Here is a 16423-nt window from a genome sequence, read left to right as displayed (position 1 = left end):
CTCCTTAAGACTGTAACAGTCCCTACAGTTTCGCGACGCTTGCAATCGCCACGCTCAGTTCCCCTGCCAACGCGCCCATTCCCCGCGGCGCGGCCGCAAAATCACCCGATTCGTGGGCTGACTGTGCATGCTCCACGAAAGCAGACCCTACGACAACCCCCTCGGCAATTTTAGCCATTTCTGCAGCCTGGGTGCCGTTTTTCACACCAAACCCGACGCAGACCGGCAAACCCGATACGCGGCGGACCATATCGACGTTCCCGGCAATGGCTTTCGGGTCGGCAGAGCCGGCCCCTGTAACGCCTGTTACAGCAACGAAATAGATGAAGCCCGAGGCGCCATCGGCGACCTTGGCCATGCGGGCCTCGTGCGTGGTCGGGGTGGCAAGGCGGATAACGGAAATATCGTGCTTGGCATATTCGGCGCGCAGCTCGGCGTCTTCCTCGGGTGGCAGGTCGACGAGGATGGTGCCGTCGATGCCGGCAGCGTGGGCCGCTTCAGCGAAGGCGGCATAGCCCAGCGAATGGACCGGATTGGCATAGCCCATCAGGATCAGGGGCGTTTCCTGGTCGGTCTCGCGGAAGCGGGCAGCCAGGCCCAGCACGTCGATCAGCGTGGTGTGGCGGGCAAGGGCGCGCAGGCCCGCGCGCTGGATGGCCGGGCCGTCCGCCATCGGGTCGCTGAACGGGGCACCGATCTCGATAATGTCGGCACCCTTGTCGCGCAGGGCGCACATGCAGGCATAGCTGGTTTCAAGGTCCGGATCGCCCGCCATCAGGTAGGCGACGAGCGCCGCGCGATTTTCCGCCTTAACCTTGTCAAAGCGCGCCGTTATTCGGGAAGTAGGCATTATGCGTCCGTATTTTCGTTGACCCAGGCCTCGTAAGGCTTGGAGGCATGCGCGCATGGCAGGGCGACAATCGCCGGCACGTCATAGGGGTGGAGGGTGTTCACCAGCGCTTCGATATCGGACCAGTGCGCGTCCGGCGCCTTTATCCAGAGAACGAACTCGAAAGCGTGTTCGACCACACCTTTCCAGCGATAGGTCGACGTGACCGGCCCTTCGAGATTGGCGCAGGCGGCGAGGCGCTGCTCGAGCGCGGCGTCGGCGATTTCCTCGGCGACGCGGCGCGACGGGCAGGTGATGCGGATGAGGAGGAGGTTGGTCATTGTGTGAATCCGCAACTGGTTGATCGATCGAGATTGAAGGTGATCATATCTATTTCGTCGGATTCCGGAGTGCCACAGACACCGGACGTGTCAAACAGCACTCCGCGTTGGCTGCTCGCCTCAATATTGCTGCCGCACATGTTCTGATCCGGGTCGGCCAAAGCCATAAGACGCTCGAACTCCACATCCAGGCCGTCAGCCGTTCCGTCGGTCCGCAGGAGGCAACCGTCGAATAGGCTCGCCGAAGGCCCCGATTTTGGGTCGAAGCGCCCTGCCCGGCACGGGGAACGAAATGCGAAACCCTCGCTCGGAGAGAACCGGACGGCATTTTCAGCCGCGTTTTCTGCTCCTGCAAATTCCGGCAGGAAGCAGACGGCTAACAAGATTACACCTAGTCGCAGCCTCACATGTCCACTCCCAACGCTTTCGCCACGCTGAACACGTCCTTGTCGCCACGGCCGCAGAGATTCATGATCAGCAGGCCATCCTTGTCCATGCCCGCGACCACGTCGCCGAGGCGCGCGATGGCGTGAGCGGGCTCCAACGCCGGGATGATGCCTTCGAGCCGGGTACACAATTGGAATGCAGCCAGCGCCTCGTCATCAGTACAAGAAAGATACTCAGCCCGGCCGGTATCGCGCAGGAAGGCATGTTCCGGCCCGATGCCCGGATAGTCGAGCCCGGCGGAAATCGAGTGCGCGTCGAGGATCTGGCCGTCATCGGTTTGCAGCAAGTAGGTGCGGTTGCCATGCAGGATGCCGGGCCGGCCGCCGTTCAGGGCCGCGGCATGCTCGCCGGTCTCGATGCCGTGGCCGGCGGCCTCGACGCCGATCAGGCGCACGCCTTCGTCATTGATGAAGGGATGGAACAGGCCGATCGCGTTGGAGCCGCCACCGATGCAGGCCATCACGGCGTCCGGCAGGCGGCCTTCGCGCTCCAGCATCTGCGCGCGCGCTTCGGTGCCGATGACGCTCTGGAAGTCTCGGACCATTTCCGGATAGGGGTGCGGGCCCGCCGCCGTGCCGATGCAGTAGAACGTGTCGTCGACATTCGTCACCCAGTCGCGCAGGGCCTCGTTCATCGCGTCCTTCAGCGTGCCGGTGCCGGAGGAGACCGGAACGATCTCGGCGCCAAGCAGGCGCATGCGGAACACGTTGGGCTTCTGGCGCTCGACATCCATTTCGCCCATGAAGACGACGCATTTCAGGCCGAAGCGCGCACACATGGTGGCCGTGGCCACGCCGTGCTGGCCGGCGCCGGTTTCGGCGATGATGCGCGTCTTGCCCATGCGCATGGCGAGCAAGACCTGGCCGAGGCAGTTATTGATCTTGTGCGCGCCGGTATGGTTCAGCTCGTCGCGCTTGAAATAGATTTTGGCCCCGCCGAAATGCGCGGTCAGGCGCTCGGCGAAATAGAGCGGCGAGGGGCGCCCGACATAATGGGCCCACATGTCGTCCATCTGCGCCTTGAAGGCCGGGTCGAGCTTGGCCGCGCGGTATTCCTTTTCGAGGTCGAGGATCAGCGGCATCAGCGTTTCGGCAACATAGCGTCCGCCGAACTCGCCGAACCGGCCGTTCGCGTCAGGCCATTTGTCCCAGGTATTGCGCAGGTCCATGTCTCAAGCCTCTATCCAGGATCCCCCGGGCGCGACGGATCGCGTTCAGGGCTGCTTTGCGGCACGGATGAAGGCCCGCACCAGATCCCTGTCCTTTAACCCCCGTATCCGCTCGACGCCAGAGGCGACATCGACGGCTGGTGCACCTGTTGCAGCAATTGCCGCGGCGACATTGCCCGGCGTCAGCCCGCCAGCGAGCATCCAGGGCCCGGGCGCCGTCCAGTGGTCGAGGATGGTCCAGTCGAAGACCTGGCCGTGACCGCCGGCGCGGGTGGCCCCTTCCGGCGGCTTGGCGTCGATGAGGAGACGGTCGGCGGCCGTGTAGGCCGCGGCGCCATCCAGATCGGCGCGCTGCGCCACGCCAAGCACTTTCCAGATTTCGAGCCCCGTGCGCGCCTTGATGGCCGCAACGCGCCCGGGGGTTTCGGCGCCGTGCAGCTGGAGCACGGGAAAGCCCAGCGCGGCGATCGTGTCGATCTCGGCATCGTCCGGATCGACCAGCAGCGCCACGGGCCGCGCCCGGCCGACCTGCATCAACAGTGTGGCGGCCGCCTGCGGCGTCACGCGGCGCGGGCTGCCCGGTGCAAAGTTGAAGCCGATCCAGTCGGCGCCTTCGCGCGCGACAAAGCCCACGAGGTCCGGATCGGTCAGGCCGCAGATCTTGACGCTGGTCATGGCGGGCAGGTGAGCGATGGCGCGCCCGGCGTCAAGCCGGAGCGTGAGCCCGCCTAGTCATTGATGACCCGCAACAGGCTGGGGACGACCTCTTCTTGCTCGCGCCAGTCGCGTGTCGGACTCAGCCATTGGCGCAGGGCCATCAGCTGGCGCTCGGTCGTGTCGAGCAGCCACGCCTCAGACGAGGGCAGCGGCCGGCCGAAATAATAGCCCTGGGCGCTGGTGCAGCCGGCCTGCGACAGCCACAGGGCCGATTCCTCGGTCTCGACGCCCTCGGCAGTGGTCGCAAGGCCCATGCTGGAGCCGAGCGCGATCACGGCGTTGACGATCTTCCGGCTCTTGGCGCTGTGCGACATGGTGCGGATGAAGGACTGGTCGATCTTGAGCTTGTCGATGGGCAGCTTGCGCAGGTGATGCAGGCTGGAATAGCCGGTGCCGAAATCGTCGAGCGCGATGGTCATGCCGGCGATCTTGAGATCCCAGAGGATCAGGCGCGCGGTTTCGAGATCGTAGATCAGGGCGTTTTCCGTCACTTCGATTTCCAGGCGGTGGGCCTCGAAGCCGGTTTCCTTCAACACGTCGCAAAGGTCTGCGCGGAGGTCGCGATTGCGCAGCTGCACCGGCGAGATGTTGAGCGCGAGGTAATGGCTGTGCGGCCATTCGTCGGAATCGAGGCAGGCCTGGCGCAGCAGGCGCAGGGTCATTTCGCCGATCGTGCCGGTATCCTCGGCGATCTGGACGAAGACGTCCGGCAGGATCATGCCAAGCTCGGGATGCTGCCAGCGTGCGAGGATTTCGTAACCCTCGATATTGCCGGTCGAGAGATTGATGAGCGGCTGGTAATAAGGCTCGATCTCGCCGCGCAGGAGGGCATTGCGGAAGTCGACTTCAAGGCGCGAGCGCTTGGCCAGCGGCTCGGCCATCTGCGAGCGGAAGTAGCGGTACTTGCCGCGGCCGGAATCCTTGGCTTCGTAGAGCGCAAGGTCTGCGCGTTTGACCAGCTGGTCGCTGCTGACCTCCATGCCCGCCTGCGCGACGGCAATCCCGATACTGGCGCCGACAGTGCAGTTCGCCGCACCGATATTGACCGGCCTGTCGATCATTTCGAGGATCGCGGCTGCCTTGTGGTTGAGCACGTCGATCTCGTCGGTCTCGCTCAGCAGGATACCGAATTCATCGCCGCCAAGCCGGGCCAGGCAGTCGAACCCACCGGCCGCCTCGCCGATGCGCGAGGACAGCTGGCGCAGCAGTTCATCGCCGGCATCATGGCCGTAGAGATCGTTGACCGGCTTGAACCGGTCGAGGTCGATCATCATCAGCGCGCAGCCGGTGCCGGCACTGACGAGTGCGTCCAGCCGCTGGTGGAAGGCGCGCCGGTTGGCAAGGCCGGTAAGGGAATCCTTGAGGGCCAGGTCAGCCATGGTCTGCTCGGCGTCGACGCGCTTGGCGTATTCGCGCCGCATCTGGCGATAGCGGAAGGCGGCGAGCACCAGCGCCTGCAGGGCCAGGGTCACCACGACGGCGGCGAACTTGTCGAGGTTCCAGGCCGGGTGACGGCCGGAAAAGGCGAGGAAAGCGGCAAAGAGATCGACCTGGTAGCCGACCACGAGCGTCACCAGGCACCCGAGTGCCAGGAACAGGACCTCGATCCGCACCCATGACGGCGCAAGGCGGCTCAGCCAGCGGTCAACCGCTGCAAGGAAAGGGGCAACAAGGGCGGTGATGACGGACTCCGGGGCAAGTGCTTCCACTTTCAATCGCACGCGTCCTCTTAGAGGTGGTTTAAACAGAAGGATCAAATTCGCAGTAGTTGCTGCAGATTTGCAGGAACCGCGCGGGGCCGGGCGCGGCGCCGGTGCGTGATCGCCCGTGAGACCGGGAAATTGATGCATGGCGCACCTGGCGCCTGTGCCCTGATTGCAACAGGCGGGCCCGGCGCGTGCGCCGGAGGGGAACGGGGCCGTCAGGCCAGCCGTTGGCCTCACACGTCCCGAACGGGTCGGGACAGCAAAACCAAGGATCCTCCCATGAACAAGCTATTGATCGTTTCTTCCTCGGCGCTGGCCATTGCATTCGGCCTTGCCGCTCCGGCCGCCGCACAGACCTATGGTGCTGAAGACACCGGCTTCTATGCCGAGGGCGGCTATACCTATCTCAACATCGAACCTGACGACGCCGATTCCGGCGTTGATACAAACGCGATCACCGCGCGTACCGGCTACCAGTTCACGCCGATGTTTTCGCTCGAGGCCGACCTGACCACCGGCATCGATGACGGCGAGTTCGACTACAATGTCGACGAGGACGACTTCAATCTCGACGACAATGACGATACCGACCTCAATGACGTCATTGCCGGGTCGGGCGACCTCGGCCTGAACTACCTGGTCGGCCTGTATGGCCGCGCCACCGTGCCGATTACCGAGCGTCTCGATATCTCGGCCCGCGCCGGTTACGCCTATATTGACGTGGACGCCACGGTCGTCACGCCCGGCGGCACGCCGCTCGGCGTGGTCGAAGATTCGGCCGATGGCCCCGCCTTTGGGGCAGGTCTCAGCTTTGACATGACCGAAAACTGGACGCTTCGCGGCGACTATACCTATTACAACTTCGAAGACACCGACACGGGCGCCGCCACGATCGCGGTTGGCTACAAGTTCTAGACCGCCCCTGATCGCCACAATGAAGCCGCCGGTCCCCGCAAGGGGGCCGGCGTTTTCGTGTCAGCAAACCTGGCGGCAACGCATTCCGGTCGGGCGCACCTGCCCGCATGAGCAAGGCTCGCGTTGTGTCGGATGACACCCCAAAACCGCATAATGCGCACAACATGAATGTATTTTACCCGTGATATATTGCCGTATCCGGTTTCTACTGACATATTGCGCCTTTATTGGTGGATTTCTAATCCACGCGGGGATGGAGATCAGGCCAAAACGGGAATTTTGTGGTGAATGCCCGGCGTTTGCAGAACGATCCACGGTCTGCGCGCCATGAATAACAGATCGAAGGTCGCAAAGACCCATCGGGAGGAAATTATGAAACAACGCCTTCTACAAGGCATATGCCTTGTGAGCTTTCTCATTGGCGCATTGCCCGCCTATGCGCAGTCATCTGAAACGGACGCCCCGCCGGAAGACGGCGTCCGGAAACTCGGCACGATCGTGGTGTCGACGCAGAAGCGGGAGCAATCCCTTCTCGATGTTGGCGCGGCAGTGTCGGTCATCGGCGGTGACGCACTCGAATTCCGTGATCTGGCGAACATGTCCGACATCTCGAACAGCGTTCCCAACGTCGAATATGGCGAAGTCGCCGGCGCCTCGCAGATTACCATTCGCGGTATTGGCCTGAACGTAGAGACCGGGTTCGCGGAACCAGCTGTTGCAGTCCACCTCAATGGCGTATTCCTCGGCCGTTCAAACGCAGCTGCACTCGGCCTGGCCGACCTGGCCAGCGTGGAAGTGCTGCGCGGACCGCAGGGCACACTCTACGGGCGCAACGCGACGGGGGGCGTCGTCAACTTCACGACAAACAAGCCGACGGACGCTTTTGAAGCCGGGGCGACAATCGGGGCGGGTTCATTCGAACGCCGCTTGGCGCGAGGATACGTGTCCGGGCCATTCTCGGACACCGTGCGGGGCCGCCTGTCCATCGCCTATGAGGAAGATGACGGCTATATCGACAACAGAACGACGGGCAAAACCGAAGGTGGGCTCGAGGCCACGACCCTCAAGGGCGACCTCAGCTGGGACATTACGGAAAACCTGACATCGGACATCTTTTTCCTGACCATTGACCAGGACCGTGTCGGCCCGAGCTTTGAGAAGATCAGACCGGGCTTCCTGGCGGGACTGGCGGGTTTCGATGACCGCCCGAACAACATTCTCAACAACCGGACGCCATGGTCGGATATCGGGATGGATGTCGCTGGCCTGACGCTGGACTGGAAAACCGACTTTGCCACGCTGCGGTCGATTACAGGCTATACCACGTTTGACCGTGTCGACTTTTTCGACGGCGATGTCACGGCGCTGGATGTCCTGACCAGTGGCCGGACCGAAGATGCGGAAGCCTGGTCGCAGGAATTCAACCTGATCGGCAATGAAGGCGGGCGTCTGGACTGGATTGTAGGCGCATTCTGGATGCAGGAAGACAGTTCTTCCCGCACGGATGTGGACACGGGCAGTGACAGTGCGATCCTGATGCTGCCGCCCGAAATCTCGTTCACCGTGAACCAGCTGGTCGAAGACCTCGAGGCGTTTGGCCTGTTCGGCGACGTGACCTTCAACGTTTCAGACACAGTGCGCCTCAAGGGCGGGCTTCGCTACAGCGAAGAAAAGAAAAAAGGGAGCCAGACTGTCACGTTCTTTGACAACACCGTTGTCGTTTGCGGCGACCAGGTTTCGGACATCTCCTTTCACGACACCACACCCAAGGCCGGTATCGAATGGGACGTCGCTGAGTCGACGATGCTGTACGCGCAATACCAGGAAGGCTTCAAATCCGGCGGGTTCAACCAGGCTGGCTGCGGCTCGTTCGAACCGGAGGAAGTCACGTCCATCGAGGCCGGCATGAAGGGCCAGTATTTCGATGGCCGCCTCTATCTGGCCGCATCCGCGTTCACCTACGACTATACCAATCTCCAAGTTCTGCAGATCAGGAACAATACAGGTTTCGTCGAGAACGCAGCCGATTCCACGATCACGGGCGCTGAGCTGGAAGCAATAATTGCCGTGACCGACAACCTGCAGGCGGAGGCAGCCATTTCGTTCCTGGATGCCACCTATGATGCATTTATCGACGGCGCGGGAAGCGACTTTTCCGGAAATACCCTCAACCGTGCCCCCGAATACACATTGTCGGGCGCGCTGGAATACACTGTGCCTGTCAACAGTTCCCTGTTCGGTGATCCCAGGCTGCGCGCAGAAGTGTTTGTGTCAGACGATGTCTTCTATCGTCCCAGGAACGCGGCAGACGATATGCAGGACAGCTACAGCGTTGTGAACCTGTACGCGTCGCTGCCACTGGCCGACGATCGGCTGACGGTCAGCTTCTATGCAAAGAATGTCACGGATGAAGGCTACATCACCAATATCATCTCGTTGATTGATGGCCTGGACGGGCATTATGCGCGCCCGGCAAGCTGGGGACTTGAGTTGTCGGCGAAATGGTAGCGATGCGCTGACATCAAACCGCAATCTGGATTGAGCGGCCCCTGCTAAGGGGCCCCATGGAGACCTTCATGAGCGACACGGCCAATGCCGTCGAAAGCGCCGTTGCAGTGGCAAAGTCCTCCTTTGCCCGGATCGACCTGGACAGGCTGGCGCTTTTCCTGGGCAAGGTGTTCCGCGCGGACGTGACGATTACCGGCACAGGGGCCGGCTCCGAACAGTCCGGCTCCTCATCGGGCATTCTTGTGTTTACCGCAAACATCGACAGGGCCGGCCTGCGGGAAACAAAACGCCTCGTCCTGAGGTATGACCCGCAAACGGAGAACCGGATCTTTTTCGAGTATGATCTGAAGAGCCAGTATGACGTCCTGGAGCGCCTGTCCGGCACTGGCCTGCCCATCCCAGCCGTATACGGACTTGATGCAACGGGGAAGGATCTCGGCGTGGCGGGTTTCGTCATGGCGTGCATAGACGGGGACACGATCCCGACATCACTGTTCGGGTCCGGCCTGTTGGTGGACGCCAGTGATGACGAACGCAACACCCTCTACCTGAACATATTGAAGGCCCTGCAATCCATCCACGCTCTGGACCACGTGGCCCTCGGGCTCGGCGACTTTGTCAAGGATGCCGCGGGCGATACGGCGCAGGAGCGGCTGATTAACTGGTGGTGGAAAACGTGGGACTGGGCCGAGCCGAAAGACGCCGACCGCCTGGTTCCGATACGCCAATGGTTGCTCGCCAACGCCCCCATCGAAGAGTCGCCGGTTCTGATGCACGGTGACCCCAATCTCGGAAACTACCTGCTGCGCGATGGCGAGGTCTCGGCCATTCTTGACTGGGAGTTGAGTTCGATTGGCAGTCCCGAGCTCGATCTGGCGATACAGGTCCTGTCGATGGAGGCTCACTTGCCCTTCGCCGAGCACTTGCCGGTTATACCGCCCACTCAGGCTGAATGGCTGGCCCTGTACGCGCAGGTCGGCGGACGCCCGCTCAGGCACTTTGAGTATTTCCGGGTTCAGGCTGCCTACCAGATCATCATCTGCCTGGGGTCCATGTGCACGTACCTTCCGGACGATGTCGTCGCCCAGTACGAAGCGATGGCCGAATTCTACTGGACCATCGCCGAAACAGGTGTGGCAGGGACAGGCGCGCCATCATGACCTATGACGACAGCTGGGACCGGCCTCACACACCCGTCGACACTGCGCTTTGGCAGGAAAGCGATTGCTACTGGTTCTATGATGAAGCAGCCGGAATAGGCGGGTTTCACCGCATCGGGCAAAAGCCGGCTCAGGGCACGGGACAGGCCACTCTCTTTGTCTTCAAGCGCGGCGCGGAACGTTTTGTCCTGAGTGATGGCGACGCCACCGAGTTCGACATTCGATCCGGCGACCGGCGCGAACACGGGCAATCCGTCGGCGGGCATGTCGTCGAATCGTTAGGCGGAGGACGGATGCGCTATGGCGCCGAGACACCGGACTGTTCACTCGATCTCGAATTCCACGAATCGTTCTACGAACCGCGAGACTGGTCGATGTCCGGCCATTCCGACGAGTTCATGCAGAGCATCAACTCGCAGGGCCACCTGGAGTGCTCCGGCCGGATACGCGGCACCGTTCGGATCGGACAGGAAACACATGACGTGTCGGCCCTGGCACACAGGGACCGGTCCTGGGGCATCCGCGATCATGCGCGCGTCAGCCTGCATCGCTATCGCATGTTCTCCGGAACTGTCGGCCCGGAACTGAGCTTTGCGAGTTTCCTGCTGGATGTGAAGGACGGCCCGGCCATGTGTGCCGGTTTCGTTGTTCGCAATGGCGTCCAGGAAGACGTGCGCAAACTGCGCGTCATCACCACAACCGACCATGACGGCCTGACGCCGCTCGCCGCACGAGCCATCCTCACATTGGAACGTGGTGACGAAATCGAGGTGAATGCGACGCCTGTTCAGGGCTTCCTGACACCCCTGCGGGATATCGGCTGCGCGACCCAGGATCACATATCGACGATCACCCACTCAGGCCTTCGCGGCTTTGCCGACCTGGAATTCTGCAACAATCCGGGCCGCGGCACCTACATTCCGACCCAGGACGATGTTACATTCCTCGCGGTCGACCAGGGACTCTCCCGAAGCGTCGACTACGATCTCTAGACTTCTCCCGCTACGGCGCCCAGAGCGCGTGCCCGGTCGAAACACATTTTCAGGGTCGATTCGTAGAGCGGACGCATCGCATCCGTCATGGCCGCCGGATAGTGCTTCATGGCAAGCGTGGTGATAATCGTCGCGCGGTAGCTGCCGAATAGCTCGAAATAATCCATATGTCGCAGCTTGCGGTTGGTTATGCGCTCATACTCCGCGCAGATTTCGGCATTGGTCAGCGCGCCTTCCGGTGTGGGCACATGGCCCTGCAGGGCTGCGTCTCCGACATTTATCATCGCCAAGTCGCATTCCGGCGTCCCGAGGAACGCCATTTCCCAATCGAGGACCGCGCTGACAGCATCATTCTTGAAAAGATAGTTCCCGAGATTGATGTCACCATGGCAAAGCACCACGTCGATATTCGCAGGTTCCTTGGCGATCAGCCAGTCGCGGACCGGCGCGAACATGGCGACCGTATCTTCAAAGTCCGCCCATTTCAGCGCATCCCAATACCAATTGGCTTCGCGCTCGACAGGATTGGCTCCAGCCGCGCGATTGGCGAGCCAGTCAAGCCCGGCAGCCTGCCAGTCGATCGCGTGCAACTTTGCCAGGTGCGCGACGTACGAGGTCGTCATTTTTCGCCGGCTGGGCGGCGACGCCTCGGCAATCAGGCCGGATGCCTTCCATACCATGGGCGGTCCGTTACCAGCCACCTGCTCCATGACATAGCCCGGCACCTTGAGATGGTCGCCCGCGCTATCCAGCCACAGCTGCTCGGGGACGGGGAACCCCGCTTTCCCGAGTTCGCGCTGAAGCGCGTACTGACCCTCGACGTCATATTTGTGAAACAGGCCCTCAGCGGGGAGGAACCGCAGGACCAGCGCGCGGTCCTGCCGGGCGCCACTCTCGCTATAGCTGGCATCAAACAACATCGTTCCGTTGGAGCCACCTGCGGCTGTTCCGACGGGCCGCACATTTGTCACGGCAACCGGTCCACTGGTGCCGGGCTGCGCCTTTATCAACGCCGTCAGGCGTTCGGCCCATTGATCGGCGGTCGTGTCGGCAAAGCGTGCTGCACGCTGCGACTGGACAATGTCACTGCCAAGCTGTTCCGCATCCATCGTAAATCCTCTCTGTGGTGCGCTGTTGGCGCGTGTCTTATCGTATCCAGGACGCATCGAATGTCCGCTGACTGAGTCCGTCCTGGCAGTTGGCGAGGAAAGTATGGGACACTTCCTGCTCACCGCGATGCGCATTGTCGATCATGTTGAAATCGCAAACGCCGGCCTGGCCGTTCCAGCGCGGAATGGACAAGGCCTCGATGCCGGCCGGGGAAGACCCTGGTCCGCCATTGTTCAGGTGGGTCGACGTGACGACTCCATCGACCGTCTCGGCATTGATGCGAAGCGTCTGGCCATTCTCGAGCTGGACAACCGTCCAGCCGCCGATGACGGAACAGCCATCAGCAAGCGTGCAGCTTACGGTGTGGAGATCTTTGACCACTTCCCTTTTACCATTCAGCATGACCCAGCCGAACTTGTGGAATGCACCGCCATTATCGAGCATGCTGATCAGGGAGTAGGACAGGTTCGGGCCGACCGTCCCGGCGTGCCAGCGTGCGGCGCGAAATATCGTGTGGGCGCGCGGACCATACCCGTGGTCGCGATACCCGATGCCGTTCTCGATTTCGATGACACGGTCACCGATGCGGATGCGACCCTCGACGCGACCGGCGCTTTCCGGGTGGCCGGTCGCACCGACATCCCCCTGCCCCGCCGGGCCGGCATCTGCCAGGAGCTTGCCATGAAGCGGGCCGCCAACAAACGCCCAGTCCTGTGACGGAAACCAGTCATAGATTCTCAGATCGACGTCGGCATCCTCGTCCTGGGCTTCGAACCGGCAATATTCCATGTTCGGAATGGAAAACTGCATATTGCCGGAATTCATCGTGGTATCGGTCAGATCACCGGGCTCGAGCTTTCGGTCCAGGACATGCCGACGGAACCGCGTTCCGTCGGGAAGCGCCATGCCCCAATGGGTCTGGGTCAGAGCCTGATTGACGTAGGCGCCCGTTCTGAGAAAGCCTACGGCGCCGGTGAGTGGGTCCCGAAAGATAAGCACCCATGATTCCTGCCAGTCCGGATGGGCACCGGGCTTGTGCGGAAAATCGACTTCAGAATAGATCGACACTCATTCCTCCCCTGCACGCGGGCATCGGCCGACCATTGCCAGCCTGACGCGCGGCGAATCATCCAATGCTATTCGGCAGCGACGGGCACGCGCAGTTCGGGACGGTTCTGCGTCACCTGAACAAAGCCACCCGGATGTGCGCCTGTCGACTGTCCGTCCTTGTGCGTCACCACGCCATTCACCAGTATGAACTTGTAACCGAAAGACTGGCGATATCGCCGCCAGTCACCCCCTGGAAGATCATACTTCAGTTCGTACGGGCCGTCTGCCACGCGAAGCTCGTCATAGTCGTAGATTATGATGTCGGCCTTCATGCCGGGGCGCAGGCCCCCCCGGTCGGGAATTCCGGCCACGCGCGCCGGATCCATCGACATCTTCGCATGCAGGTCTTCCAGGCTGATCACCCCGCTCTCGCGGTGCAGCCAGCTGATATGTTCCGTCGGCCAGTGTCCGCCAATGTAGAACTTGCTGTGGGCGCCACCATCCGACGTGCCGGCCAGCACGAGGGGATGGTTGAGCGCCGTGGCCATGAGGGTTGCATCATCGCCGGATGGCGCGATGGTGCGGAAATCGGCCGTGCCCTCCGTTGCGATCGATATGTCGAACATCGCTTCGACGACATGCTTTCCTTCTGCCGTGGCGATCTCTCCCAGGGTTTGGCCAACATAGTGCTCAAGGTCCGGGAAGCCTTTGACGACGGAAACCTTGATCAGCTCCAGCGGTCCGCTTCCTGTCGCGGTCTGCATGGGGTCGTAGGTTTCGATCATTTCCTTGCGGAACGCGGGATCGGCAATCAGCGCGAGCTTCTCCGCAACCGTGGGGACAGCCGAGAGGCGCCGCCATGTCGGAATGTGGTCATTGATGTTGACCTCAAGCAGATTGAACTCGGACCAGGCACGATGAAGAAACCCCTGGCCAAATATCTGATGGCCCTTCGCACGCATCTCGTCGAGCCATTCGAGCTGGGGCAAATGAAAGTCAGGCATCATGGTTGACGGCGCGATCACATTGACGACGATGGGCCGCCCGGACGCTGCGGCCATCAGTTCGGCCAGTTCGAAGTCCTTTGTCATGCCGAGCTGTGGCAGGAGCTGGATAAACCCTTCGTCACGCTCGCCCAGGACCGACGCCAGCGCGGTGGCATCCTCCTTGTGCATCGTATCGGACGGCATGGGCGTGCCGTCATAGTCGGTGTGGCTGTTGGCATGCCCGACATAGGACATCCCGATGCCACACGCCCCTGCATCCATGGCCTCATGGATCAAACGCTTCATCTCGGCGAGTTCCTCGCCGGTAGGGCGTCGCGATTTTGCCGCCTCCAGCCCCATCACGTAGATCAACAGCGGATTGACGGGGAGGAACATGAGAAGGTTGATCCCCTTCGGAACTGCCCGAAGCGCATCCAGCCATTCAGGATAGGTCTCCCATGTCCAGGGCAGGGCCAGTTTCAGCTGCTTGATCGGAACCTGTTCGGTGTTCTCCATCATCAGCATCGATCGCTCCCGGTCTTCCGGCTTGCAGGGTGCAAAGCCAAATCCGCAGTTTCCCGTCACCACGGTTGTCACGCCATTCTCTCCGGAATTCGAACAATACGGATCCCAGAAGATCTGTGCATCATAGTGCGTGTGCAAATCGACATGCCCGGGCGCAACGATCATGCCCGCCGCATCGATCGTTGTGTCGGCCTCCCTGCCGGCAAGATTTCCAATCTCGACGATCTCGTCGCCAACGATCCCTATGTCGCCGCGAAATCGCGGGAACCGCGTTCCATCGACGATGGTTCCGCCTTTTATGATCGTATCGAATTTCTTGGTATGCATGGCAATTTCTCCGCAATGATTGGCATTTTGCGTTTATTATTTGCCATCAATATACGCATTATACGACTCACGCAATGCCTAGTTGGACGCAATTTTCCCCCCAAGCGGAAGGGAAATGGCGTTTTGCGTTCAAATACCCTTTGAATCGTGACGCATTCTCCATAGTGCTGGACATTCGGCCGCCAGCGATCCAGTCATGAAAACGACTGGAAACTCGCAAGAACTAGCCTCCGGGCACGCATCAGGCGTCCGGTCGGCGATTTGGAACCATAAGGGGAGCGCTTTGGTAAAACAGCCGGACGATATCGATCACGGGATCATCAAGGCCCTGCAAAATGACCCCCAGGTGACGAACAAGGCGATCGCATCCCTGGTCGGCGTTTCGGAATCCACTGTCGCGCAGCGCATCCGGGACATGTCCGACAATAACATCATGCGCGTTGTGGCGCAGCGGGATGTCTACTCCGACGGCTATACGCTCATGTGCCTTTCGGACGTCGATACAGTGGGCGATGCGGCCGGAATTGCCGCCAGGATCGCGCTGCTGGATGAAGCGATCAGCGTATCGCGATGCATCGAGGCGCCGCAGATCCTGGTGAACGTGCGCGCCAGGGACCGGGCACACCTAAACACGATCCTCTTCGAGAAAATCGGCAGCATCCCCGGCATCGAACGAATCCGGAGCAACGTCTGCATGACCATCATAAAGATGGAAAGCGGGTACGGAGAGCTGTCGACGTCACTCCGAACACGCCCTCTGGAGCAGATGGAGTCCAAGTATGGCGAGATCACGCGGATTCTCCTGGAAGACGGACGAACCAGCAATCGGGAAATCGCGCGCAGGCTGGACATTTCCGAGGGGAGCGTGCGGCAGAGAATCAAGAAGATGTACGATACCAAGCAGATGCAGCTTCGTGTCGTCTGCGATCCGGTATCCTTGAACCAGGCGGCGATCGCCATTGTGCGCATCGCCAGCCGGCCCACCCGTCGCGCAGACGCGATTGAGCGCCTCACAGCACACGACGCGGTTACGTTTGTCGGAACCATGACGGGCGCCCACGACCTGTGGGCGCTCGTGCAAATGCAAGACAGCGCGGCCATCGCCGATTTCTGCGACGAGGTTGTTTCGACGCTTGATGGGATCAAGCAGTACCGCGTGACGATGTTGATCGACAATTTCCTGCACCGTCACGACCTGGCGCGAATCCGCTAGACGGACGCGATCCGCCCGACAGGTACTGGACGCCAGGCCCGCCCGCTGGGTCGGGGGATTCGATCCGACCTCCACACTTCACGAAAGAGCACACGCCTTGGGGCGCAACCCATGCGTGCCAATCGCGCCGGGCGGCGCGAATGGCGATCTGGATTCCAAGCAGGTTCCACCCTCGAAATTTTGCTCGATTGCATTCGATACAGGCGCCTCATCTCAGTTTCCGTGAGGTTCCTGAATTCGGACCCGCTCTTTTAATCTTTGTTTTTATTTGATTTTTTATATTTTTATCACACAAAATCGAAAATTGTATCCAAATTGATAATTGATGTTGCATGCAATTTGGCTATTGGGTAGGGTCGCTCCAACGAGAAACCACAAGCCTTCTGTTTTCAACAAATCGGACATCGGGGAGATACTGAACGTGCCCCT

13 protein-coding genes are annotated in these 16423 nt (G+C 61.0%); 5 read left to right on the top strand and 8 right to left on the bottom strand.

All coding sequences use genetic code 11. The features are described from left to right. Positions 1–22: 22 nt before the first annotated feature. The 5 genes from trpA to HJO_RS08950 all read right to left on the bottom strand — a co-directional run bounded on the left by trpA (position 23) and on the right by HJO_RS08950 (position 5211). Positions 23–850 (bottom strand): tryptophan synthase subunit alpha, encoded by an 828-nt coding sequence (gene trpA / locus HJO_RS08975; RefSeq protein ID WP_035616332.1) that lies wholly within the window; start codon positions 848–850, stop codon positions 23–25. Then, positions 850–1170 (bottom strand): divalent-cation tolerance protein CutA, encoded by a 321-nt coding sequence (gene cutA / locus HJO_RS08970; RefSeq protein ID WP_035616329.1) that lies wholly within the window; start codon positions 1168–1170, stop codon positions 850–852. The genes trpA and cutA overlap by 1 nt, the downstream gene beginning before the upstream one ends. Positions 1171–1573: 403 nt before the next feature. Continuing rightward, entirely contained in the window at positions 1574–2785 is a 1212-nt protein-coding gene (gene trpB / locus HJO_RS08960; RefSeq protein ID WP_035616325.1) for a tryptophan synthase subunit beta, read from the bottom strand. A gap of 45 nt (positions 2786–2830) precedes the next feature. Beyond that, on the bottom strand, positions 2831–3460 hold the full coding sequence (locus tag HJO_RS08955; protein ID WP_035616323.1) for a phosphoribosylanthranilate isomerase: 630 nt from the start codon (positions 3458–3460) through the stop codon (positions 2831–2833). A 53-nt stretch (positions 3461–3513) separates the two neighbouring features. Next, the gene (locus HJO_RS08950) at positions 3514–5211 is read right to left on the bottom strand and encodes a putative bifunctional diguanylate cyclase/phosphodiesterase (protein ID WP_051618449.1); all 1698 of its coding nucleotides are present in this window, start codon (positions 5209–5211) and stop codon (positions 3514–3516) included. A 276-nt stretch (positions 5212–5487) separates the two neighbouring features. Between HJO_RS08950 and HJO_RS08945 the strand changes: the two genes are divergently transcribed. The 4 genes from HJO_RS08945 to HJO_RS08930 all read left to right on the top strand — a co-directional run bounded on the left by HJO_RS08945 (position 5488) and on the right by HJO_RS08930 (position 10783). Then, positions 5488–6123 (top strand): porin family protein, encoded by a 636-nt coding sequence (locus HJO_RS08945; protein WP_035616321.1) that lies wholly within the window; start codon positions 5488–5490, stop codon positions 6121–6123. A 405-nt stretch (positions 6124–6528) separates the two neighbouring features. Beyond that, the gene (locus HJO_RS08940) at positions 6529–8631 is read left to right on the top strand and encodes a TonB-dependent receptor (protein ID WP_035616319.1); all 2103 of its coding nucleotides are present in this window, start codon (positions 6529–6531) and stop codon (positions 8629–8631) included. A 68-nt stretch (positions 8632–8699) separates the two neighbouring features. After that, positions 8700–9791, top strand: a complete 1092-nt coding sequence (locus tag HJO_RS08935; RefSeq protein WP_162173810.1) for a phosphotransferase family protein — start codon at positions 8700–8702, stop codon at positions 9789–9791. Further along, complete coding sequence (locus HJO_RS08930) at positions 9788–10783, top strand: DUF7064 domain-containing protein (protein WP_035616315.1); 996 nt, start codon at positions 9788–9790, stop codon at positions 10781–10783. Before HJO_RS08935 ends, HJO_RS08930 begins: the two co-directional genes overlap by 4 nt. On the opposite strand, the gene HJO_RS08925 is transcribed toward HJO_RS08930, so the two are convergent. The 3 genes from HJO_RS08925 to HJO_RS08915 form a co-directional block, all read right to left on the bottom strand. After that, entirely contained in the window at positions 10780–11892 is a 1113-nt protein-coding gene (locus HJO_RS08925) for a phosphotransferase family protein (protein ID WP_035616312.1), read from the bottom strand. The genes HJO_RS08930 and HJO_RS08925 overlap by 4 nt on opposite strands. A gap of 37 nt (positions 11893–11929) precedes the next feature. Then, on the bottom strand, positions 11930–12961 hold the full coding sequence (locus HJO_RS08920) for a DUF7064 domain-containing protein (protein ID WP_035616309.1): 1032 nt from the start codon (positions 12959–12961) through the stop codon (positions 11930–11932). A gap of 68 nt (positions 12962–13029) precedes the next feature. Then, entirely contained in the window at positions 13030–14781 is a 1752-nt protein-coding gene (locus tag HJO_RS08915; protein ID WP_051618448.1) for an N-acyl-D-amino-acid deacylase family protein, read from the bottom strand. Positions 14782–14977: 196 nt separating this feature from the next. On the opposite strand from HJO_RS08915, the gene HJO_RS08910 reads away from it, so the two are divergent. Further along, positions 14978–15994 (top strand): Lrp/AsnC family transcriptional regulator, encoded by a 1017-nt coding sequence (locus tag HJO_RS08910; RefSeq protein WP_084141869.1) that lies wholly within the window; start codon positions 14978–14980, stop codon positions 15992–15994. The last annotated feature ends 429 nt before the right edge of the window (positions 15995–16423 follow it).

This window comes from Hyphomonas johnsonii MHS-2 (assembly GCF_000685275.1).
Lineage (GTDB): Bacteria > Pseudomonadota > Alphaproteobacteria > Caulobacterales > Hyphomonadaceae > Hyphomonas > Hyphomonas johnsonii.
Note: the sequence above shows the minus strand (reverse complement) of the source record. Positions and strands in the feature narration are given on the sequence as shown.